The organism is Lactobacillus johnsonii (assembly GCF_013487865.1).
GTDB classification, from domain to species: Bacteria; Bacillota; Bacilli; order Lactobacillales; family Lactobacillaceae; genus Lactobacillus; species Lactobacillus johnsonii_A.
In genome coordinates, this window is sequence record NZ_CP047409.1 from 887,703 (window position 1) to 908,641 (window position 20,939).

The 20,939-nt window shown below is 33.7% G+C and carries 19 protein-coding genes and 5 pseudogenes; 17 read left to right on the forward strand and 7 right to left on the reverse strand.

Going from position 1 to position 20,939, the window contains the following annotated elements; translation table 11 throughout:
- Positions 1 to 56 precede the first annotated feature (56 nt).
- From GTO82_RS04185 to GTO82_RS04230, 10 genes and pseudogenes are all read left to right on the forward strand, one after another.
- A pseudogene (locus tag GTO82_RS04185) lies at positions 57 to 305 on the forward strand (amino acid ABC transporter permease); the annotation flags it as partial.
- A 3-nt stretch (positions 306 to 308) separates the two neighbouring features.
- Positions 309 to 1,047, forward strand: a pseudogene (locus tag GTO82_RS04190) (amino acid ABC transporter ATP-binding protein).
- An 11-nt stretch (positions 1,048 to 1,058) separates the two neighbouring features.
- Positions 1,059 to 1,912: pseudogene (locus GTO82_RS04195) on the forward strand (transporter substrate-binding domain-containing protein).
- A 92-nt stretch (positions 1,913 to 2,004) separates the two neighbouring features.
- Positions 2,005 to 2,718 (forward strand): tRNA (adenine(22)-N(1))-methyltransferase, encoded by a 714-nt coding sequence (locus GTO82_RS04200; protein WP_011162130.1) that lies wholly within the window; start codon positions 2,005 to 2,007, stop codon positions 2,716 to 2,718.
- Entirely contained in the window at positions 2,715 to 3,512 is a 798-nt protein-coding gene (locus GTO82_RS04205) for a Nif3-like dinuclear metal center hexameric protein (RefSeq protein ID WP_180873906.1), read from the forward strand. The genes GTO82_RS04200 and GTO82_RS04205 overlap by 4 nt, the downstream gene beginning before the upstream one ends.
- 11 nt (positions 3,513 to 3,523) lie before the next feature.
- Positions 3,524 to 4,771 (forward strand): peptidase T, encoded by a 1,248-nt coding sequence (pepT, locus tag GTO82_RS04210; RefSeq protein ID WP_011162128.1) that lies wholly within the window; start codon positions 3,524 to 3,526, stop codon positions 4,769 to 4,771.
- A 310-nt stretch (positions 4,772 to 5,081) separates the two neighbouring features.
- On the forward strand, positions 5,082 to 5,450 hold the full coding sequence (locus tag GTO82_RS04215) for a GntR family transcriptional regulator (protein ID WP_180873908.1): 369 nt from the start codon (positions 5,082 to 5,084) through the stop codon (positions 5,448 to 5,450).
- A gap of 1 nt (position 5,451) precedes the next feature.
- On the forward strand, positions 5,452 to 6,159 hold the full coding sequence (locus GTO82_RS04220; RefSeq protein WP_180873910.1) for an ATP-binding cassette domain-containing protein: 708 nt from the start codon (positions 5,452 to 5,454) through the stop codon (positions 6,157 to 6,159).
- 2 nt (positions 6,160 to 6,161) lie between these two features.
- Positions 6,162 to 6,977 carry an ABC transporter permease gene (locus GTO82_RS04225; protein WP_180873911.1) on the forward strand — a complete coding sequence of 272 codons (816 nt, stop codon included), beginning with the start codon at positions 6,162 to 6,164 and terminating at the stop codon, positions 6,975 to 6,977.
- Between the two features lie 6 nt (positions 6,978 to 6,983).
- Positions 6,984 to 7,821: pseudogene (locus GTO82_RS04230) on the forward strand (ABC transporter permease).
- Positions 7,822 to 7,875: 54 nt separating this feature from the next.
- On the opposite strand, the pseudogene GTO82_RS04235 reads toward GTO82_RS04230, so the two are convergent.
- The 3 genes and pseudogenes from GTO82_RS04235 to lepB form a co-directional block, all read right to left on the reverse strand.
- Positions 7,876 to 9,264 (reverse strand): annotated as a pseudogene (locus tag GTO82_RS04235) (IS3 family transposase).
- A 91-nt stretch (positions 9,265 to 9,355) separates the two neighbouring features.
- On the reverse strand, positions 9,356 to 9,541 hold the full coding sequence (locus GTO82_RS04240) for an LBP_cg2779 family protein (RefSeq protein WP_094498062.1): 186 nt from the start codon (positions 9,539 to 9,541) through the stop codon (positions 9,356 to 9,358).
- 30 nt (positions 9,542 to 9,571) lie between these two features.
- Positions 9,572 to 10,141 carry a signal peptidase I gene (lepB, locus tag GTO82_RS04245; RefSeq protein WP_155692412.1) on the reverse strand — a complete coding sequence of 190 codons (570 nt, stop codon included), beginning with the start codon at positions 10,139 to 10,141 and terminating at the stop codon, positions 9,572 to 9,574.
- Positions 10,142 to 10,230: 89 nt separating this feature from the next.
- Between lepB and GTO82_RS04250 the strand changes: the two genes are divergently transcribed.
- From GTO82_RS04250 to GTO82_RS04260, 3 genes are read left to right on the forward strand one after another with little or no spacing between them, the layout of a single operon-like run.
- Positions 10,231 to 10,959 carry an SAM-dependent methyltransferase gene (locus GTO82_RS04250; protein ID WP_180873913.1) on the forward strand — a complete coding sequence of 243 codons (729 nt, stop codon included), beginning with the start codon at positions 10,231 to 10,233 and terminating at the stop codon, positions 10,957 to 10,959.
- The gene (locus GTO82_RS04255; RefSeq protein WP_180873915.1) at positions 10,959 to 11,936 is read left to right on the forward strand and encodes a hypothetical protein; all 978 of its coding nucleotides are present in this window, start codon (positions 10,959 to 10,961) and stop codon (positions 11,934 to 11,936) included. The genes GTO82_RS04250 and GTO82_RS04255 overlap by 1 nt, the downstream gene beginning before the upstream one ends.
- Positions 11,936 to 13,327, forward strand: coding sequence for an RsmB/NOP family class I SAM-dependent RNA methyltransferase (locus GTO82_RS04260; protein ID WP_180873917.1), 1,392 nt, complete (start codon positions 11,936 to 11,938; stop codon positions 13,325 to 13,327). The genes GTO82_RS04255 and GTO82_RS04260 overlap by 1 nt, the downstream gene beginning before the upstream one ends.
- 30 nt (positions 13,328 to 13,357) lie before the next feature.
- On the opposite strand, the gene GTO82_RS04265 is transcribed toward GTO82_RS04260, so the two are convergent.
- Complete coding sequence (locus GTO82_RS04265; RefSeq protein ID WP_180873919.1) at positions 13,358 to 13,684, reverse strand: heavy metal-binding domain-containing protein; 327 nt, start codon at positions 13,682 to 13,684, stop codon at positions 13,358 to 13,360.
- Between the two features lie 130 nt (positions 13,685 to 13,814).
- On the opposite strand from GTO82_RS04265, the gene GTO82_RS04270 reads away from it, so the two are divergent.
- Positions 13,815 to 14,855 carry a YdcF family protein gene (locus tag GTO82_RS04270; protein WP_180873920.1) on the forward strand — a complete coding sequence of 347 codons (1,041 nt, stop codon included), beginning with the start codon at positions 13,815 to 13,817 and terminating at the stop codon, positions 14,853 to 14,855.
- Positions 14,852 to 15,664, forward strand: a complete 813-nt coding sequence (locus GTO82_RS04275; RefSeq protein ID WP_180873922.1) for a Cof-type HAD-IIB family hydrolase — start codon at positions 14,852 to 14,854, stop codon at positions 15,662 to 15,664. Before GTO82_RS04270 ends, GTO82_RS04275 begins: the two co-directional genes overlap by 4 nt.
- Before the next feature lie 49 nt (positions 15,665 to 15,713).
- Here the strand turns inward: GTO82_RS04275 and GTO82_RS04280 are convergent, their stop codons facing one another.
- The 3 genes from GTO82_RS04280 to pyrF all read right to left on the reverse strand — a co-directional run bounded on the left by GTO82_RS04280 (position 15,714) and on the right by pyrF (position 18,953).
- Positions 15,714 to 17,309 carry an Mbeg1-like protein gene (locus tag GTO82_RS04280; protein ID WP_180873923.1) on the reverse strand — a complete coding sequence of 532 codons (1,596 nt, stop codon included), beginning with the start codon at positions 17,307 to 17,309 and terminating at the stop codon, positions 15,714 to 15,716.
- A gap of 296 nt (positions 17,310 to 17,605) precedes the next feature.
- Positions 17,606 to 18,244: an orotate phosphoribosyltransferase gene (gene pyrE, locus GTO82_RS04285; RefSeq protein ID WP_180873925.1), complete on the reverse strand. Its 639-nt coding sequence runs from the start codon at positions 18,242 to 18,244 to the stop codon at positions 17,606 to 17,608.
- Position 18,245: 1 nt separating this feature from the next.
- The gene (pyrF, locus tag GTO82_RS04290) at positions 18,246 to 18,953 is read right to left on the reverse strand and encodes an orotidine-5'-phosphate decarboxylase (protein ID WP_094498071.1); all 708 of its coding nucleotides are present in this window, start codon (positions 18,951 to 18,953) and stop codon (positions 18,246 to 18,248) included.
- 250 nt (positions 18,954 to 19,203) lie between these two features.
- Here pyrF and GTO82_RS04295 point away from each other — a divergent pair, with 250 nt between their 5' ends.
- Positions 19,204 to 20,127: a dihydroorotate dehydrogenase gene (locus tag GTO82_RS04295; RefSeq protein WP_180873926.1), complete on the forward strand. Its 924-nt coding sequence runs from the start codon at positions 19,204 to 19,206 to the stop codon at positions 20,125 to 20,127.
- Positions 20,128 to 20,293: 166 nt separating this feature from the next.
- Complete coding sequence (gene pyrR / locus GTO82_RS04300) at positions 20,294 to 20,836, forward strand: bifunctional pyr operon transcriptional regulator/uracil phosphoribosyltransferase PyrR (RefSeq protein ID WP_180873928.1); 543 nt, start codon at positions 20,294 to 20,296, stop codon at positions 20,834 to 20,836.
- Positions 20,837 to 20,939 lie beyond the last annotated feature (103 nt).

Genomic DNA, 20,939 nt, shown 5'->3' on the forward strand with positions numbered 1-20,939 from the left:
AAAGAAGGGAAAATATGAGTTGGGCAATTATTCAGCAAAGTGTGCCACAATTTGTCAAAGGTTTTCAATTAGAATTACCTGCAACAATTAATTTAGCTACAAGAATAATTAAAACAACCTCTTTATTGATGATGATCAGTGTGATGGATGTTATCAATGTTGGACAATAAATTGTTGAAGCAAATAATCAAACTAATCCTAACAGTGTTTTTTGGGTATATGGATTGATTTTCTTCTTATACTTCATTGTTGATTATCCTTTATCACTTTGGGCAAAACGATTGAGTAAGAGAAACGAGGCGTAAGGGATGGCTGAAAAAATGTTAGAAGTTGAAGATTTAAACAAGTTTTATGGAATAAGCAAGTATTACATGATATTTCTTTTTCTCTAAATAAGGGAGAGGTATTAACATTACTTGGACCTTCTGTATCGGGTAAAAGTACTTACTTCGCTGTTTAAATGGTTTAGAAGAATTTAAGAGCGGTACGATTATTTTTGAAGGAAAGAAAGTAATTCCAACTGCCAAAAATTGGCAACAACTTCGCCAAAAAATTGGGATGGTTTTTCAGAGTTATGATCTTTTCCCAAATATGACGGTCTTAGAAAATATCTTGCTTGGTCCAGTTAAGGTTCAAAAGAGACCTAAGGCTGAGGTTGAAAAAGAAGCAAAAGCTCTATTAAAAAGAGTGCATTTAGGGCAGTATGCAAATTCATATCCACGACAATTATCTGGTGGTCAAAAACAGAGAATTGCAATTGTTCGTGCATTAGCTCTTCATTCTGATTTAATGCTATTTGATGAAGTTACTGCTTCTCTTGATCCAGAAATGGTTAGAGGAGTACTAAAATTAATCAAGCAGTTATCTGATGAAGATTATATGACCATGATCATCATTACTCACGAGATGAGCTTGGCCAAGCAGATTGCAGATCAAGTCTTATTCTTAGAAAATGGAACCATTGTAGAAGACACACCAGGAAAAGAATTCTTTGAGCATCCCAAAACAAAGAGAGTAGAAGAATTTTTAGAGAGTATGGAATTTTAAGGAGAGTAAAAATGAAGAAACATAAATTTATTAAAAAGTTAATTGCTGCTGTTGGATCTTAGCTGTTGGAGCTGTGACTTTAACTGCTTGCTCAAATAATTCAAGCAGTAATTCATCAAGCAATAATCCTAGTTCAGTTGCTGCAATTAAGAAACGTGGCGCTTTGAAAGTTGCCATATTTGACGATTTACCACCATATAGTTGGGTTAATAAAGATGGTAAGCGCGTTGGATACGATGTTCGCTTAGCTCGTGCATTAGTTAAAGAAATGGGCGTTAAAGTTAAGTTTGTTCAAGTAAACGCTAATAACCGTGTTGATACTTTGAATGCAAACAAAGCTGATATTGTTTTAGCTAACTTCACTGTTACTTCAGAAAGAAAGCAAGTTGTAGATTTTGCTAAGCCATACATGAAAGTATCAGTTGGTGTTGTTTCACCTAAGTCTAAGCCAATTACTAATGTGAACCAGTTGAAGGGTAAGAAAGTTATTATAACTAAGGGTACTACTGCTGAAAATTACTTCACCAGTAAGCCACTAGATGTTGATCTTTTGAAATTTGATTCTAAGACTCATCAATTTAACGCAATGAAGAATGGTCGTGCCGCAGCCTTAGCTGATGACAACTCTTACTTATATACTTGGGTAAAGAACAATCCTAAGTATACTGTTGGTATCAAGCACTTAGGACCAAATTCATACATTGCTCCTGCTGTTAAGAAGGGGAATAAGTCACTTCTTGACTGGACCAATAAGCACATTAATAAGCTTAACAAGGATGGCTTCTTTGTTAATGACTACAACCAAGAATTAAAGCCTTACTTTGGTGATGATATTAAGCCATCAGATATCATTATTAACAAGTAAATATAATTGAATTTTTAGCAATAAAGGATTAATTTAGCCTTTATTGCTTTTTTTATGATTAAAAATTTTTTCAAGTAAGTTTGGGATTATCTATGCTAAAATTTTTAATAAGAGGTGAGAGTGTGTTAGAAGAAAGACTAGCTCAAATTGGTAAAATGGTTGATCCACAAAGTCGCGTAGCAGATATTGGAACTGATCACGCATATTTACCAATTGCATTAGTAGAAGAAGGAAAAATAGATTTTGCAATTGCAAGTGACGTTGCAGCTGGCCCATTAGATAATGCAAAACAAGATATTGAACAAGCAGGCCTAGAAGATAAGATTGAGACAAGATTAGGCTCTGGATTAGAAACTTTAAAGAGCAGTGACCAAATTGATACAGTCGTAATCGCTGGAATGGGTGGAAAGCTCATGACTAATTTGTTAGAAACTGCTCATCAAGAGGGAAAGATCTATCCTACTTTAATTTTAGAAGCTAATATAGGTGAGCCTTTAGTCAGAAAATGGCTCGTTGATCATCAGTATGAGATAGTAGAAGAAAAGATTATCGAAGTAGCTGGCCACATTTATGAAATAATCAAGGCTAAGTTAACTGAGGCTAAACATAATTTATCTGATCAAGAATTAGAATTTGGTCCATTTTTATTAAAAGAAAAAAATCCAGTTTTTATTAAAAAATGGACTAAGCAACTTAATTACTATGAAAATCTAAAAGCTAATTTAAATAAGGCTAAAAATAAAGATGAGGCTAAAATTAGTCAGATAGATGATTTGATTGAAATGATTGAGGAAGTACTAAAATGACAAAAGTAGCAGATATTGTAGCTCGCTTAAAAAAAGACTTTCCTGAAGAAATTGCTTCTGAAGGTGATCCAGTTGGGATGCAAATCGGATCAATGGATGCAGATGTTACCAAGGTAATGACTACCTTAGACGTTCGGCCACAAGTAGTAGATGAAGCAATTGAAAAGGGTGTTGACCTCATAATTAGCCACCATCCAGTGATGTTTAGACCAGCTAAGAATCTTGATTTTGCTGATCCTCAAAATGCAATGTACGGTAAGTTAATCGCTAATGGAATTACGGTATATTCAATTCATACCAATTCTGACAAGGCTCAAAACGGCTCAGCAGATTGGCAAGCTGAAGAATTAGGCTTAGAAGAGGTTGAGCCTTTTGCCTTAGATACTGATGGAATTGCCATTGGTAGAAAGGGTAAACTACCTAAGAAAATGACAGCTAAGGAATTTGCCTATTATGTTAAAGACAAGATGCAAATTCCAATGGCAAGACTGATTACTGCTGATAATGATAGGTTAATCTCAACTGTAGCCTTTATTTGCGGAGATGGTGGTAAGTTCTGGCGTCAAGCTCTAATTGATGGAGTCGATGCATTTATAACTGGAGATGTATACTATCATGTTGGTCACGATATGATCTCTTCCGGATTAACAGTAGTCGATCCAGGACACTACACTGAAAAACTTTTTAAATATAAGGTTGGGGACCGACTTGAAAAGTGGAATCAGGATTATAATTGGAATGTACCTGTAGTAATTTCAGAGGTATCAACTAACCCATTTCAAGATTTATTTTAGGAGGATTAAAAATGGCAGAATATCCAAATTTACTACCTAGATTTTTAAAATACGTTAAGGTGAATTCACGCTCTGACGAACATTCAGATCGTTTCCCATCAACTGAAAGAGAAGAAAACTTTCAAAAAAATGTAATCATGAAAGACTTAGAAGAACTAGGTCTTAAAGATGTTCACTATAATCAAAAAAGTGGATGTGTAATTGCGACTATTCCTTCAAATATTGATTATGAAGTACCTACTTTTGGTTTGTTAGCTCACTGTGATACAGCAGACTTTAATTCGGTTGATGTTAAACCGCAAATTACTGAAAACTATGATGGTGAATCTAAGATTCAATTGGGAGATACAGAATTTTATTTAGACCCAGAAGTTTTCCCTCATTTAAAGAACTATAAGGGCCAAACTATTATTTCTGCTTCTGGTGATACTTTACTTGGTGGAGACGATAAGTGTGGTATTTCTGAATTAATGACTTTTGCAGAATACTTGATGGAGCATCCCGAAGAAAAGCACGGCGAAATTAAGTTGGCATTTACTCCCGATGAAGAAATTGGTACTGGTGCAGAGCACTTTGATGTTGAAGAATTTGGTGCAGATTTTGCTTATACTGTTGATGGTGAAGCACCAGGAAAACTCGACTGGGGTACTTTTTCAGCAGCGCAATTTGGCTTAGATATTCAAGGTGTTAATGTACACCCAGCGGTTGCTAAGGGCCAAATGATTAATGCTATTCAAGTGGGGATTGATTTCCATAATCAATTGCCTGAACATGATCGTCCAGAACATACTGAAGGTCGTGAAGGGTTCTTCCACTTGATGAATTTTGATGGAACAGTTGATTCAGCACATATGGACTACATCATTCGTGACTTTGAACGTGATGGTCTTGAAAAGAGAAAGAATCTAGTTAAAGACATCGTTAAGAAGATGAATGACGAGTTTGGTACTGAAAGAATTAAGCTGAAAATGTGGGATCAATATTACAACATGGCTGATGAATTAGAAAAGCACATGGAGATTGTTGATTTAGCTAGGGATGCTTACAAGGCTGAAGGGCTTACTGTTAATGAAGATCCAGTTCGTGGGGGAACAGATGGTTCTCAATTAACTTATATGGGTCTACCTTGTCCAAATCTTTTTGCTGGTGAAGAAAATATGCATGGACGCTACGAATACACTGTACTCGAGAGTATGTGGAAAGCAGTAGACGTCTTGCGTAAGATTAATCAATTAAACGTTGAGAGAAATAAGAAGTAAATAAGTGAAACAATTTTTGAGTGATTTTGATTAAATTTTCTATTTTATGTGATTTCTTGAATGATTAAAAATACTTATTTATCAATGATCTTAAATTAATTAAAAATTAAAAATAGTTTTACACTGATACTATTGATCTGATAAATAGTAGATGAAATGCTTGAAATAATAGCATTTTTATCTACTATTTTTTTATTAAAAAGTATATTTTCTAAGTCGTGAAACAAAATTATAGCTTGTATTTGAAAAGGTATCTTGGTATTATAATAGTGTAATAGATAAACCATACACTAGTAAAGAGGTGTAAAGATTGCAATTTCAAGATAATATTCCAATTTATGTTCAAATTGAAAAGTATCTTTATCGACAAATCGCTTTAGGGAAAATTAAGCCAGGGGAAAAAGTTCCATCAGTTCGCCAATTAGCTGTTGAGCTAACGGTAAATGTCAATACGGTTCAACGTGCTTTGAATCAAATGAATACCGAGGGAATTTTAGAGGTTAGGCGCGGACTTGGTTCGTTTGTAACAACCGATACAGAGTTAATTTTACAAAAGCGTAGAGAGCTAATTAAGGATACAATGAGTGAATTTTTAGAAAGTACTGTACAATTAGGTCTAACTCCAGAAAAGACGCTGGAAGAGCTTAAAAAGTTTATTGAGGAGAAGAAGGGAGATTAAAATGAATAAACTACTTGAAGTAAAAGAATTAACATATCGAAAAAATTTAAAAACTATTCTTGATAATGTGAACTTAGATGTTGATTCAGGTAAGATTATTGCCTTGCTGGGTGAAAATGGTGCTGGTAAGACAACTTTAATGAGAGTAATTGTGGGTATTGCTAAGCATTATCAGGGTGACGTACTGCTTAATGGGGATGGTAGTGAAGTTTACCGTAAAGCTAATATTGCCATGACTGATAATTTAAAGGGATTGAGTGATTCCACTAAAATTGGGGAAGTAGAAGAATTCTATCAAAAATTATTTTCAGATTTTGACAGCAGTAAATTCGAACAATTACGTTCCTTCATGAAACTTAACAATGAGATGAAGTTAGGGCACTTATCACGAGGAATGCGTGAAAAACTTGAAATTGCTGTTACTTTAAGTAGAGAATCTAAGTTGTATTTACTGGATGAACCATTTTCTGGTATTGATCCAATGGCTCGAAGGAGAATCATCAATTCAATCTTACTTTGGAAGAATCCAGACAGTACAATTATTATTTCTGACCATTTTGTAAATGAAATTACAACAATTTTAGATGAAGTAGTAATTGTAAAAGATAAAAAAATTGCTAGTCATCTTTCAGCAGATGATATAAGAGCACACGGAAAAAGTATTGAAGAGTATTATGAAAGCTTATACGCAGATGAAGGAGCTGAATAAGGATGACTACTTTTAAAGCACTATTTAATCAAATGGGTAAAAAGAAGCGTCGGAGTGTTTATTTATTAGCTCTGTTGCAATTAGTAGCTGCATCTATTTTTGCACTCTGGGGACTTTTTTCTAATGGTGGATTTTCAAATTCAGATAAACCGGTTGCTTGGTTTGTCATGGTATGTACTTTTGCTCCATTAGCTGATATGGCCTATGTAGTTCTCTCTGCTTGGCAAAACGAAAAAGAGTATAGCTCTCAGACTTGGCGTTTAGTTCCAATTCCCTCAAGTAAATTTTACTTAGCAAATATTTCTTCTGCTATTGTTAATGGGCTTTATTTGGTATTAATTCAAATTGGAATGGGAATTGTTACGTTTTTACCAGCCTTCTTAAGTAAAGATGTTAGAACTAATATTTGGAAAATTAACCGGGCCCTTGCTAAAGAAACTCATGCGGGCGACTTTTGGCAAAAATTTTCTGATTCATTTCCAATTGGAGAAATGCTAAGTGCATTTTTAGCCTTTTTATTATTTGCAATTTTGGTTTATAGCATTGTGACTTTGCTCAATCTATCAAGTAGAACCATTACTGACTTTCTTCCAGATAAACATAGTAAGTTAATTCGTTTTGTCATTATGATTATTTTGATCTTTATCTTTATTGTTTTGACAAATAATCTAGGAAGTTTATTAAATCAAGTTCGTTGGGGTGACACTACTAATAGTCTGATTGGATTTATAAGAAGTAATATTGTAATGGGACTTATTGATATTATTTTAGGTTCAATTAATGTTTGGCTTTTGAAGAACTTCCACGAAGGGAAGTAAGAGTATATGGCAACTTTTTCATCAATATTTAAAGAATTGACTAAAAGTAAAGTACGCCTGGTGCGCCGATTAGCAATTTTACAAGTAGTTGTTGGAATTATTTTAGGTTTTTGGGCACTCTTTAATTCAGCTTTTGCGGGTGAGAGTAAGGCTTATTTCTTAGTAGCTTTTCTGATGATCACGCCATTGTTTGATATAGCCTACTTAGCTCTTTCAAGTCGAAAAAATGAGGAAGTATACTCTTCTCAAACTTGGCGACTAGCTCCAATTAAAGAAAGTTCTTTACTATTTGCAAATCTTTTATCAGCTATTGTTAATGGTATTTATTTAGTAGTTTTGCAAATAGGTATGATTCTCGCTTCAGGAATACCTGTAATGGGAACAAATGAATTTTGGAAGATTACTTTTAAAAACTTTGGTTCAATCGGTGAAGGAAAGCTATGGCAAGAGATGCACGTAATAGATTTGTTATCTAGCATTGCTTTGATAGTTCTAATTGGTATATTCATTTATCTTGCTGTGAGTCTAATTAACTTTACAGGAAAAATAGTTAGTGATTTTCTTCCTGAAAGAATAAGTAAGTTAGTTTATTTCTTAGTCGTGGTTTTATTAGGTTGTATTGGATTAATATTTTTGATTAATACTTACGATTTTATTTTGACCTCACTAACTGGCTTTTTACAAAATGGAATTTTTTCTAACTACTTTAAGTAAGGATGCCATTGATGTAAGATCAGACCTAACGAGTAATTACTTAACTTTATCTATAGTTCTAGGTGTAGATATAATTTTAGTTTTAGTGAATATTATTCTATTGAATAAGTATCATGAAGCGCGGATATAAGAAAAAGGAATAAGATTTTGATTTTGATATGAACCCAAAAATTAGGACATATTATTAAACTGTTTGATTTAAAACCATATTTCGATATTGAATCGGAGTATGGTTTTTTATTGAGCTCTTAATTCTAAAATTATTATAGTAATAAATATACTCTTTGATTGCATCTTCTAGTTCATCTAAATTCTTAAAATTTTTTTCAAAGCCATACCACATTTCTCGCTTTAAGATACCAAAAAATCCTTCCATTAATCCATCATCTAATGAATTACCTTTTCTAGACATTGATTGCTCAATACCATGATCTGTAAGCTATTTTTGAAAGGTAGAATGTTGATATTGCCATCCTTGATCAGTGTGAAAAATAAGACCATTTAGAGAAGGATGAGCTTTATAAGCTAGGTCAAGCATGGTCATTACTTGTTCTAAAACTGGACGGCGACTTAATGTATAAGAAATTATCTCATGGGTACACCCATCCATAATTGGTGATAAATATAATTTTTCGCCGTTTAAATGAAACTCAGTTATATCTGAATACCACTTTCTATCTGGTAAAATGGCTAAAAAATTGCGACAGATCAAATTAGGTTTGATTTCACCTACAGTTCCTCGATAACTTGAATATCTTTTTCTACGTCTAATGGCAATACCAAATAAATGCATCTTTTTCATCAGACGCTTTACTTTCTTATGATTGATTTTAATTCCTTCAATGTGCAATTGAGCTGTAATTCTTCTATAGCCGTAGCGATGTTTATGTTCCTCAAATATTTCTTTGATACGTTTCATGATCTGATGATTTTTTGAATCTTTATCATTTTGTTTTAGAACATAGTAATAATTACTTTTAGATAAGTGAGGTAAATCAGGATTAGAATTGATTACATTTAATATGAAACTGACGGTTACATGAAGTTCTTGCCTTAGTTCAGTAACCACCTGAGCTATTTCTGGTGCTTTTGGTTTTTTCTTTTGGAAACTAAGGCGCTCAATTTTTTTACAAATTCGTTTTCGACAGTAAGTTTGAGATTCTCTTGTTTTAAGTCTTTTACTTGTTTTTGTAGTTCTTTGATTTGTTGGTCTTTGCTTTTCATGATGTGGTCTGCCTTTCTTATGATTAATGACATTATACCCATCCTCTTTATATTTGCGAAGCCAATTATAGATCATACCTGAGCTTGGCAATCCTAAGTCTAATGAAACTTAATTCGCTGGTTCATCGTTAATCAATATTCTTTTAATGGCAGTTTTCTTAAATTCTACTGAATAAGAAGAATATGATTTATTCAAAATTTCTAAGCCGTGAAGGTCTATTAGACGGATTAAATAATATAAATTGTCAGGTCTTACTCCATATTCTCTACCTAGTTGAGATAGTGACTTATGATAATGCTTCCAATTATTGTAGATGTCAATTTTGTCTTGCTTAGATAATTTAGACATAATAAAAACCTCGAAATTCTTGTCCGAATTTCGGGGTTCATATCATTTTTACCAAAACCTTATTCCTTTTGTCTATTATTGAATAATTAAATTAAGAGTTAGCGTGAATATAATCTAAGACTTGTTCAGCTTCTTCTACAGTATATTTAGCTTCTCCAGTTTTCATTGCATGAAGTTTTTCAACGGAAAGATGACTTGAAAAAGCAAGAGCAGTGTCATTGACATTATTCTTAACTTCAAATTCAATAATTGCATCGGATAATTCTTCAGGACTCATTCTCTTGTTCACACTTTCTAAAATATATTATTAGTACCAATTTATTTGATTAAATGGGAAATACCGTAATTTTACTTCACCAATAATATCTTGTCTCTTGATAAAGCCAATCATTCGTGAATCTTTAGAGATATTCCGGTGATCACCCATTACAAAGTAACAATTCTTAGGAACGCGTTTTACATGATAAAGTTGTTCTAGACTAAAATTGTTAGTGTAAAGCTGACCTTTGGAAAGCTTTTTCTTGTACTCAGTCAAATATGGTTCTTTAATTGGCTTCCCATTAATATACATTACATCATTTTTTGATTTAATGCTGTCTCCAGGCACTCCAATAATCCTTTTAATATATAAGGCACCTGGTTCATCTGGTGCTTTTAATATTACAATATCACCCCGAGAAAGTTTAGAATGCCGTACTGCAATAACTCGGTCATTATTTTCAAAAGTTGGCTGCATCGATGGTCCACTGATAGTTTCATTAGCAAGTAAAAATCGAAATACAACTAAATATAATCCAATAATTATGATTGCTAAAATAAATACTTGGAGGAGCCAGTGACCAAAAGATTCAGCTGATTCGGTTTTATGTTTTACCATATTTTTGCTCCTTAATTTTTGCATCACTTTTATTATACCTGTTTTTATTTCTTTTGAATGGTAAAATCATTGCATAAGGAAGATAGAAAATGAAGAAATACCAAAAGAAACTCAACAAATTAGACGAAGAACTTAATTATTTACCCCTTCATGAGCAAGTTGTTGACATTAATAATATAATTACTAACCTAAAAAAAGGCAAAATTTTACAAAAATCACCCAATTCACTTGGCTTTTTACCTGATAGCTTAGATATAATGATAGAGAATACGGCAAGCAGCGATAAGGCGCAAGAAACAAATAATTTACTGAATAATTTTCGTAGCTTTCTCTCAAGAGAATACGGAATCTGGTCTTTGCCAAATTTGGAAACTGCTAAGTTAATCAAACAAGAATACAATGTTAAATCAAGTTTAGAAATTATGGCGGGAAATGCATACTGGTCAAAAGCTTTAAGTGAGGTCGGCATAAAAGCGATAGCTAGTGATTCTTTTGCTTGGGCGAAAAGTTCAACAACAGGTGAATCTCCGATTTTTGAAACAGAAAATTTGGATGCCCTAAGTGCGATTAAGAAGCATCCCGAAGTTGACCTAATTATTTGCTCTTGGGCGCCCAATTTTGGGGAAGATGACATAAATATCCTCAATCTTTATCGTCAGCTTGATTATCAGCCAGTTTTATTATTTATTGGTGAAAAATTTGGAGCAACAAATTCTACTACTTTTTGGCAAGAGGCAAAAACTACGACTAATAAAAAGGTTAATCGTAGTTTTCGAAGTTTTGATTTCATTGATGAAAAGGTGTATGAGATAAAATAATGAAAATAAAACGACTTATTCTTTTAATAATTTCTTTTTTAGCTTTCTTAGGACTTGGCTTAATTTTGTCACGGCAGCAGTCTCAGAGAGCTGATCAAGTTTTAAGTAATAATGGTTTATCAAGCACATATTATGTTTTTAATCCCAAGAAAAAGCATAATATTAAACAGTTCCTAACCTATGTTAATAAAAATTTCTCTCACGATAAGGTGCAGATTCACTTTAAATCGGACTATATTCCAGACCGCGTTTTAATTTGGGCTAACTATAATTTGAAAAGTCAACCGCTTGCTAAGGGAAGTTCTAGGTACTTTAGTAAAAATGACTTTGATGGAACAATTCCTTTTGCAGTTATTTCATCTGATACTAAACATAGAGTTGTAACCTTACAAAATAATCATTATTTAAAAGAAAATAATGATTATGTCACAATTATTGGTGAGTTAAAGAAAAACAATGAAAGTCAAAACGGCCAGGCTGTTTATTATCTTTCAACTGGAATTAACCAACCAACTGCAAAAGAATCAATTACCAACTATAAGATAGTAGTAGATGGGTTGAATAAAAACGAGGCGAATACTTTACAACATTATCTCCGAGGAAGTATGCAGATTAAGGACTTTAGTAAAACCTACAATAAGCAGCACGGGATCAGTCCAACTAAGAAATTAATCGGCGCAATTTTCTGTGTTGTAATTGCACTGATAGTTGCAGCAATTGCAGCGGTCCTAGCTGAAAATCCGGTAAACTTAAAATATGTTTCTAGTAAAATCTGGGCGCACTTATTGGCTGATTCTGGTTTACGTTTCTTTTTAGCCAATGGAATAATTGTTATTTTGACTAGTTTGGGTTTACAAACGTGGAGTTTTTACTCTAATCACAGTCAGTTATATGTCCTATTTTTAATCGTTTTTGCAATGCAGATTATTACTTATGTATTAATGCTGCTTTTAATAAAAATTAAGAAGGAAAAATAATGTCATTGCCAATTGAATTTGTTGAGAAATATAAGAACTTATTGGGAGAAGAAGAAAGTAGTAAATTTTTTACTGCAATTGATAGTCCAAGTAAAAAGGGATTTCGCTTAAACCCACTAAAGAATAATTATCAAGATGTTCAATATAGTCTTAAAGAACCAATTGAATTTACTAAAGATGGATATTATGGAGAAATTTCAGGACGTGATAGTGAGTGGACAGGCGGCTATGTCTACTCTCAAGATCCATCCGCAATGTATCCAGCAGTTTCCCTTAATGTAAAACCTGGCGACAAGGTACTTGATTTGTGTGCTGCTCCAGGGGGAAAATCCACTGCATTAGCGAGTTCACTAGATAATAGTGGCCTCTTAGTAGCAAATGAAATTTCGAAAAGTAGGGCAAAGGATTTAAGAGAAAATCTCGAAAGATGGGGAGCTACAAATGTTGTAGTCACTAACGAAAGTCCAGATCGCTTATCGAAAAAATTACCCCACTTTTTTGATAAGATTTTAGTTGATGCACCGTGTTCTGGAGAAGGTATGTTTAGAAAAGATCCTGCTGCGACACAATATTGGTCTCCTGACTATGTATTAACATGCCAAGCTAGACAAAAAGAAATTCTGAGTGAAGCAATGAAGATGTTAAAGCCGGGCGGACAGATCGTCTATTCTACTTGTACATATTCTCCAGAAGAAGATGAAGAAATAGTAGCGTGGCTAGTTGAGAATTATCCGTTAGAAATCAAACCTCTTAAGCTCTATTCCGGAATGTCGGCTGGTAGACCAGAATGGTCAAAATCTAATTTGCCAGAATTAAAAGAAACGGTTAGACTTTGGTTTCAAAATGGGGTGGGAGAAGGCCAGTTTGTTGCTCATCTGAAAAATATTGAAGAGAATCAAGAGATTTCAACTAAGGCTAAAAAGAGAAAGAACAAACGCCAGAAAAAGAGCACAATTACGCGTTTAAATAAAGATGAGATTAGTGTGGTTGCAAAAGTATTAGATAATTTTGCTCTACCATCTAGTTTAGAAAATTGGCAAAATGAGGTTTTGCAAAGTAATGGTCACGTCTTTGTCCCAGCTCTTGCCCCCGACCTGCTAACTGAACTACATGTTCTAAATAATGGTGTTGAATTAGGGTTACTTAAGAAAAAGCGTTTTGAACCAAGCCATCAACTAGCTGAGGTATTGGGACAAAAAGGACAAAAACAACTTATTAATTTTGAAGATAAGGCAGAGTATGAGCGATATATACATGGAGAGACGATTAAGGTAGATAGCAATTTGCGCGGCTTTGTTTTGGTTGCTTATCAAGACCATATCTTCAGTTTCGGAAAAATTGGAAATGATCAAGTTTTAAAGAACTTCTATCCAAAAGGTTTAAGAAAATAAAAAACTGGCTGAGAAGCCAGTTTTTTTAGATTAATCAATAAATTTAACGGCGGTTCCGTAAGCAACGACAGATTGCATATCGCCAGCAATTGAGCCTGAATCAAAACGCATCATAACTACGGCATCAGCACCCATTTTGGAAGCATTTTGTCGAAGACGATCAATTGATTGATCTCTTGAGTCAGTTAACATTGATGTATAAGCCTTAATTTCACCACCGACAATACTTTTTAAGCCAGCACCAAAATCTCGAATTGCATTTTTTGATTGAGTTGTAACACCAAAAACTTCACCGATAATTTCATATTTTCTGCCTGGAATATTTTCAGTGGTTGTTACTAAAATTTGTTCTGCCATTTTTTTGTCCTCCTAAAAATATTTTCTTAATTATACTGAATCAAAAACATGAAGACAATTATTTTTGTATAATTAAGAAAAGACGAAACACAAGGAATGTGTGCAATAGATTAAGGTGGTGAAATGATAAGTGGTCTTATCGTTTTCAATTGTGTTAGTTTTATTTTTACTAGCATTAGGAACATTTCTCTGGGTTTTAACCCACGAGAGGCGAAGTTTATGGTCAGGAATGACTTTAGTATGGACAATAATTACTTTTGGCTTATTTACGGCAGTTAGTTTATTAATTGCTGCTGAAGTTTTTCCTGTTACCCATCAAGTTATTTTGCTTATTTTTGTGCTAATATTAATGGCAATAATGTTTTCCGTTGTGGCCTTTATTGCGACTTTGATCATTATGTTTATTTACGATGGGATTAAGATTTTAATTCGCGAAGGTAATCGCTGGACTAATTTCTTATCGTTAGCAATGGGTATCGGAATTATTGCTTACTTATTTCTCTTTCCATTAGTCGGAAAATTAACCCATAATAATTTTGGAACTTACATATATTTGTTTATTAACCTCGTAATAATTTATCTAATTTTTATTATGATGATGTATACTTTAACTTCTTGGATTAATCTAGTGAATATTAAGACTAAGAAGTTGGACTACGTGGTTGTACTTGGAGCAGGTTTAATGGGAAAAAAGGTAACACCACTTCTTGCTGCAAGAATCAATCGCGGAATAGAGGTATATCGTCGTAATCCTGGCTCAAAAATCATTATGTCAGGTGGACAAGGACCAGGTGAAGAAATTCCTGAAGCAGCGGCAATGGCAAAATATGCCGAAGAAAAAGGTATTTCGAAGCAAGATATTATTGTTGAAGATAAGTCAAAGACAACCAGAGAAAATTTGATTTTTTCACATAGATTGATGAAGCCAGATTCTCGTTTTGCCATTGTAACTAATTCTTACCATGTATATCGTGCCCTAGTTTTAGCAAAAAGATTAGGTCTACAGTGTATTGGCTATGGTGCAAAAACAAAGTGGTACTTTACCTTAAATGCCTTTGTACGTGAATTTATTGCCTACTTAACGATTACTTGGCGCTTGCAATTAAGCGTTGTGGGATGCATTGGATTAGGAGCTGTAGGATTAGCAATATTGAGGCAAATTATAAGATGAAAAATATAAAAATAATCGCAATTGATGTTGATGGTACATTATTAAATTCTAAAAAAGAACTGACTCCAAAAGTAAGAAATGCAATTTTAAAAGCAAAAAGTGCAGGGATAAAAATTGTTATTGCTACAGGTCGACCATTGAGCGGAGTAGAAAAGATTCTGACTGAGTTAGGTTTAAATGATCAAGAAGATCAATACGTCGTTTGTTTTGGAGGCGGAGTAGTAGAAGCAACTGCGGGAAATGTCTTATTTGAGAAAAAATTAACCTATGACAATTATCTAGATTTAGAGACAATTTCCTTAAAATTAGGTTTACACTTCCATGTATCAGCACCAGATAGAATTTATACCGCAGATCGAGATATTGGCGACTATACTTTATATGAGGCGAACTTAGTTAATTTAGGTATTTCGTATCGTACACCAGCTGAAATGAAGGATATTCCAATTATTAAGTGCATGTATGTAGATGAGAAAGATTTGTTAGATCAAAAAATTGCTGATCATAAGCCTTTTGCCCATCTAGATGATAAAATTACTTTTACTAAAACAGCACCATTTTATTATGAAGCAAATCCTAAATGTGTTTCTAAAGGAAATGCTTTAAAATTTCTTTGTCACAAATTGAATTTAAGTAGTGAGAATTTGATGGCTATTGGAGACGAAGAAAATGATCTAAGCATGATTAAATTCGCAGGTGTTGGTATAGCAATGGGTAATGCAGTGCCTGCTGTGAAAGAAGCAGCTCAAAGAGTAACAAGTGATTGTGATCATGATGGTGTAGCCGAGGCAATTGAAAAAATTTTATAAGCAAATAATAAGGCTTTTGGATTAAGTTCCAAAAGCCTTATTTAATTTGTTAACGATGTTTAGGCGGAATTTTTGATTTTCTTTGTTTAAATAACTCCATTATTAGCTGGAAGAGGCCATAAATGATCAGTAAAATTCCTAAAATAATGACTGCTTGGCGACTGAAGTAATTAGGATTTACAATTACGATAACGCCAGCTGCGAAAGCAATTAAACTTTCAACCACATCAATGATATTTTTGAAAATTCCATTTTTCTTATTTTTAACGATTACATTACGTAATCTGACATATGCAAAACCGATCAAGAAGATCCCTAGAACATAGTGAGCTAAGAAAGCCAATAAACGGTTATTAGAAATAATTGCAACAGCTAAGCCAAAAACAATGAGATAAGTAATAATAAAGAATTGCTTTGACTTGGGCAATAAATGGGAGTTAGCAGCTGTAACAATATGATAACCACTCCATCCAATACAAAAGACGCCAACTATTCCTCCAAATGCTCGATAGGCATAATCAGGAATCATCAGGTTTACAATACCAAGAATAATTAATACCCATCCAATAATTGAATTGGGATTTATAAATAATTTCTCTAGATGAGTTGCTTTCATACTGCGCCAGATGGTTTCCCATAAACTTCCGAGAACAAATCGCGTTCTTCTAGATGAATTAGTAAGAGAGAAAAGAATAGCGCCAAAACCACCAAAACCATTTTTATTAAGTTCTGTAATTTTGGTTGCTCCACTAGCTGCAAAAGCATTAAATAGATCATTTGTTAGGGCTTCACGTTCTTGAAGATTTGCTTCACCAATCCATTGATTTATGATTTGATTATATATTTTAGAAGTTGGATTGCGATGAGCTCTAGTAATAAAGTGAGAACCCGATACTTCCCAGCTCATTGGATCATGTTGAGCTAGTTTTGGCCGATCACTAACTAAAATTGTTGGGGTAATGTTTTCTGGTTCAAAAAGCCGGCCAATGATACTAAATTCAGGCACATAACGTTTTAGTTTATCAGTTACCCCATCAACTTGAGTACTAAGCCCCGGACTATCAAAAGTGTAAATAGTCTTGATCTGATTTTTTAAGTCATCAGGTAGGTTAACTGCTGCATATTCAGCAAGATTACCGCCTTTGGAGTGACCAGCTAAACTGTAGACTTGCTTGGTAGTCTTTAAAATATTTGTCAGATACTTTAGGGCATATTTTTGTGCACCGGTTGTTCTAAAACTAATTTCAAAATCTTCTTTCCAGCCAACTAAGCTGTCATCTGTTCCTCGAAAGGAAATAAAATTAGTATCATTATCAAGACTAATTTTGATTGCAGAAAATTGTATCCGATCAGTAAGAACATCCACAAAGTAAGATAATTTTGCATCCCCAAAACGAACAGAATTCGCCATTAATTTTAGTAGATCTTGATACTTATAATGGTCGAGATGTTGATTTGAAGAATTAAAATATTTCTCAGCGGCTTCTTTTATTGAAATTTCTTTATTAGAATCAGGGACAATTCCATCAAGATGAATATAAGAAAACGTGGCAATTACTAATGCATCAACTTCGTCAAATGGTCGTACAGAAAGGGAAATATCGCCACGCCATTTTATGTAAGACAAAATATTATTTGTATCCATATTTCATCCATCCTTTCTGCCAATTGTAATTTCATTATATAGATAAATGTTGTATTTTTTATTAACGAATTGCTAATAAAAAAGAAAATCACTTACTCTCCTTAAGTCTACCACATGGTAAATAAGGCGATTAAGTAACTTGCAGTATTGATAAATATTTGTAGCCAGTTTGAAATTAAAGAAAATTTTATTAATAAAATAGCTGGAAATAAATAAAGAGACTGAAAATAAAAAATCAGTCTCTTTTTAAATTAACTCTTTTTAAATTAACTATATGATGATAATCTTATTTAGATTTAACTGTTAAATTTTTTACCCCAAGCCCATGGATCTTCATGCCAGGTTTTTAAAATATCATATTGGTCACTGGTAATATGACCGGATTCATTTTCTTTTTTAAGTAATTCAGGATAAGAAAGAAGGGGAGTATATTTTACATTTGCCTCTTTAAAGTTTTCTTTTGCATCTGGCAAATAATAAGTGAAGATTGAAGCAACCCCAGCTACTTTTCCGCCATCTTTTTCAGTAGCTTTAACTGAGTTTAAAACTGATCCACCAGTGGTAATTAGATCGTCAATTAAGACAATTTGATCATTTTCTGAAAAACGACCTTCAATTTGACGGCCTTTACCGTGATCTTTAGGTTTTGGACGAACATAAATCATTGGTAAATGTAATTTTTCGGCAACTAAAGCAGCATGAGGAATACCAGCAGTTGCAACTCCGCCAATAATAGTTGCTTGAGGAAATTCTGCCGCAATTAGGTTGGATAGATCACTAGCAATCATATCACGCAGGTCTGGGTAAGAAACAGTTAACCGAAGATCGGTATAGATTGGTGAAAGCATTCCACTTGCATAAGTGAAAGGTTTGTCAGGAGAAATAGTAATAATTTTTTCTTTGATTAATTGACTAATAATTTGATCTTTATGCATGTTAGTTGAACTCCTTTTTAATTGCTTCATATGCGGCTTCCGGATCAGTAGCTAAAGTAATTGGCCGACCAACAACAATCGCTGTTGAACCCCATTCTTTTGCTTGAAGTGGAGTAGCTACGCGTGATTGATCATCTTTAGCATTACCAGCTGGTCTAATTCCAGGAGTTACGTACAAAAAGTCTTCTCCAACTTTTTGACGTAAATTTTTAACTTCGAGTGGAGAACAAATTACACCGTCTGCACCTGCTTTTTTAGCTGTTGTAGCTAAGCTTAATACTTGATTATTCATCGATAAATTGCAATTTTGCTCATAATGTAGAATTTCGTCTGAAATAGAAGTTAATTCAGTTACAGCTAGTAATTTAGGAACATTTTTATCAATCGGAGTTCCCGCAATTAACCCATCTTTTGCTGCCTTAATCATTTGACTGCCACCAAGTGCGTGAACCGTGGTGTAGGTAATACCCAAACGAGCTAATGCCTTTGCACCGTTATAGACTGTATTAGGAATATCGTTCATTTTTAAGTCTAAAAAGATTTGATAACCCTGTTCTGATAATTGTTTTACGATTTTAGGGCCTTCGTTAAAGAAGAGTTCCATCCCGATCTTAATAAAAACATTTTCAGGTTTACCTAGTTTCGGTAATAGTTCATTTAATTTCTTTTCATTGTCTAAATCTAAGGCAACGATAACAGGTCTACTCATTTTTCCTCCATAAAAAAAGTCTATACCGAGCGCAGAGAGACACTAGGTATAGACTTTCCCAGATAATTTAAGCCAATAATTCTAACTTGCGGTCTCTCTGTACCGTTTAAAGTTTAATCAAAATGAAGTTTAGCATCTTCGAGAAAGAATTACAAATAAAATTTTTGACTTTGAAAAAAATAAAAAAGCGTGTACAATCAATTCTTGAAAAATAATTGAATGACAGAGAGCATTCATTTTGGAGGAAAATATGATTAATACACACGTAAAATTACCAGGATTAGATTTAAAAAATCCAATTATGCCAGCAAGTGGTACCTTTGGTTTTGGGGATGTACCGGCAGCCAAGAAATTTGATTTAAATGATTTGGGAGCAATGGTAATAAAGACGACTACTCCTCATAGTACAACAGGTAATCCGCAACCCCAAATAGATGTTTTAAATACGGGAGTTTTGAATTCAGTTGGATTAACTAATCCTGGCGTTGATGCGGTGATCAAAAATAAATTAACTCCGTTGCGTAATGAATATCCTGACTTGCCAATTATGGCTAGCGTTGGTGGAGAAGATGAAGCAGGATATCTTGAAGTAGCTAAGAAGCTATCTGATTCTGGACTAGTAAATGCCTTAGAGATTAATGTTTCTTGTCCGAATGTGAATCAGGGCGGAATGAGCTTTGGCATTCATCCTGATGTAGTGGAAGAATTGACTAAAAAAATTAAGTCAGTCGTAAAAATTCCAATTTATGTAAAATTAACCCCTAATGTCACTGATATTACGCAGATTGCGAAAGCAGCTGAAAATGGTGGCGCAGATGGATTATCCTTAATCAATACTCTTTTGGGAATGGAGATTGATGTTGAAACTAGAAAGCCTGTTTTAGGTCACAATATTGGTGGTCTTTCGGGAGAAGCCGTAAAACCAATTGCTATTAGAATGGTTCACCAAGTTCGAGAAAGTACAACTTTACCGATTATTGGGATGGGTGGAATCAGTTCTGCTAAAGATGTAATTGAATTTATCTTAGCTGGTGCTAATGCAGTTGCTGTTGGAACGGCTCATTTTAAGGATAGTCTTGCTTCAAAGCATATTGCTGATGACTTACCAAAGGAATTAGAAAAGCTAGAAATTACAGATATTAATCAATTGGTGAATAAAGTCAATTTTAATTAAATGACTTGACAAAAATCATGAAGTACAGTAATTTTAAAACAATAAATGTCCTTTAAAATTAGTCCCGTGAGGCTAGCAAGGCAGGCTTAAATAAGTATGACTTTACTATAAGCTCCTAGTCTCAAGAACTAGGAGCTTTTTTATGGGCAAAATCAGGAGGAAAAATATGGCAAAGAAAATTTGGGATGCACTCGCAATGAAGCGCGCATTAACTCGAATTACTTATGAAATTATTGAGCAAAATAAGGGTACTGATAATCTTGTTTTAATTGGAATCAAGACAAGAGGAGTTTACTTAGCTAAGAGAATTCATGACCGAATTCAAAAATTGGAAAATGTTGATGTGCCAATCGATGAGTTAGATATTACGCTTTATCGTGATGATCGTCATGATGCTTCATTAAAACAAGATCCAATAGTCAACTTTAACCAAATTGATGTTGATATTACCGATAAGAAAGTAATTTTGATTGACGATGTAATTTATACTGGTCGAACAATTAGAGCAGCAATGGATGCTTTGATGGATGATGGACGCCCTAGTTCAATTAAAGTTGCAGTTTTGGTAGATCGTGGTCACCGCGAATTACCAATTAGAGCTGACTTTGTTGGTAAGAACATCCCAACTGCAGCTAACGAACAAGTTGCTGTTAACATGGTAGAAAAAGATGGTAAGGATTCAGTTGAACTGAAATCTCTATCAAAATAATTGAGAAATATTAATTTAATAGTCAACCATTTAATTGACTCCAGAGAGGGCCAGAAGGGTTGCTATATTTTTCGTATACAAGAATATGAAAAATAGGCCTGGA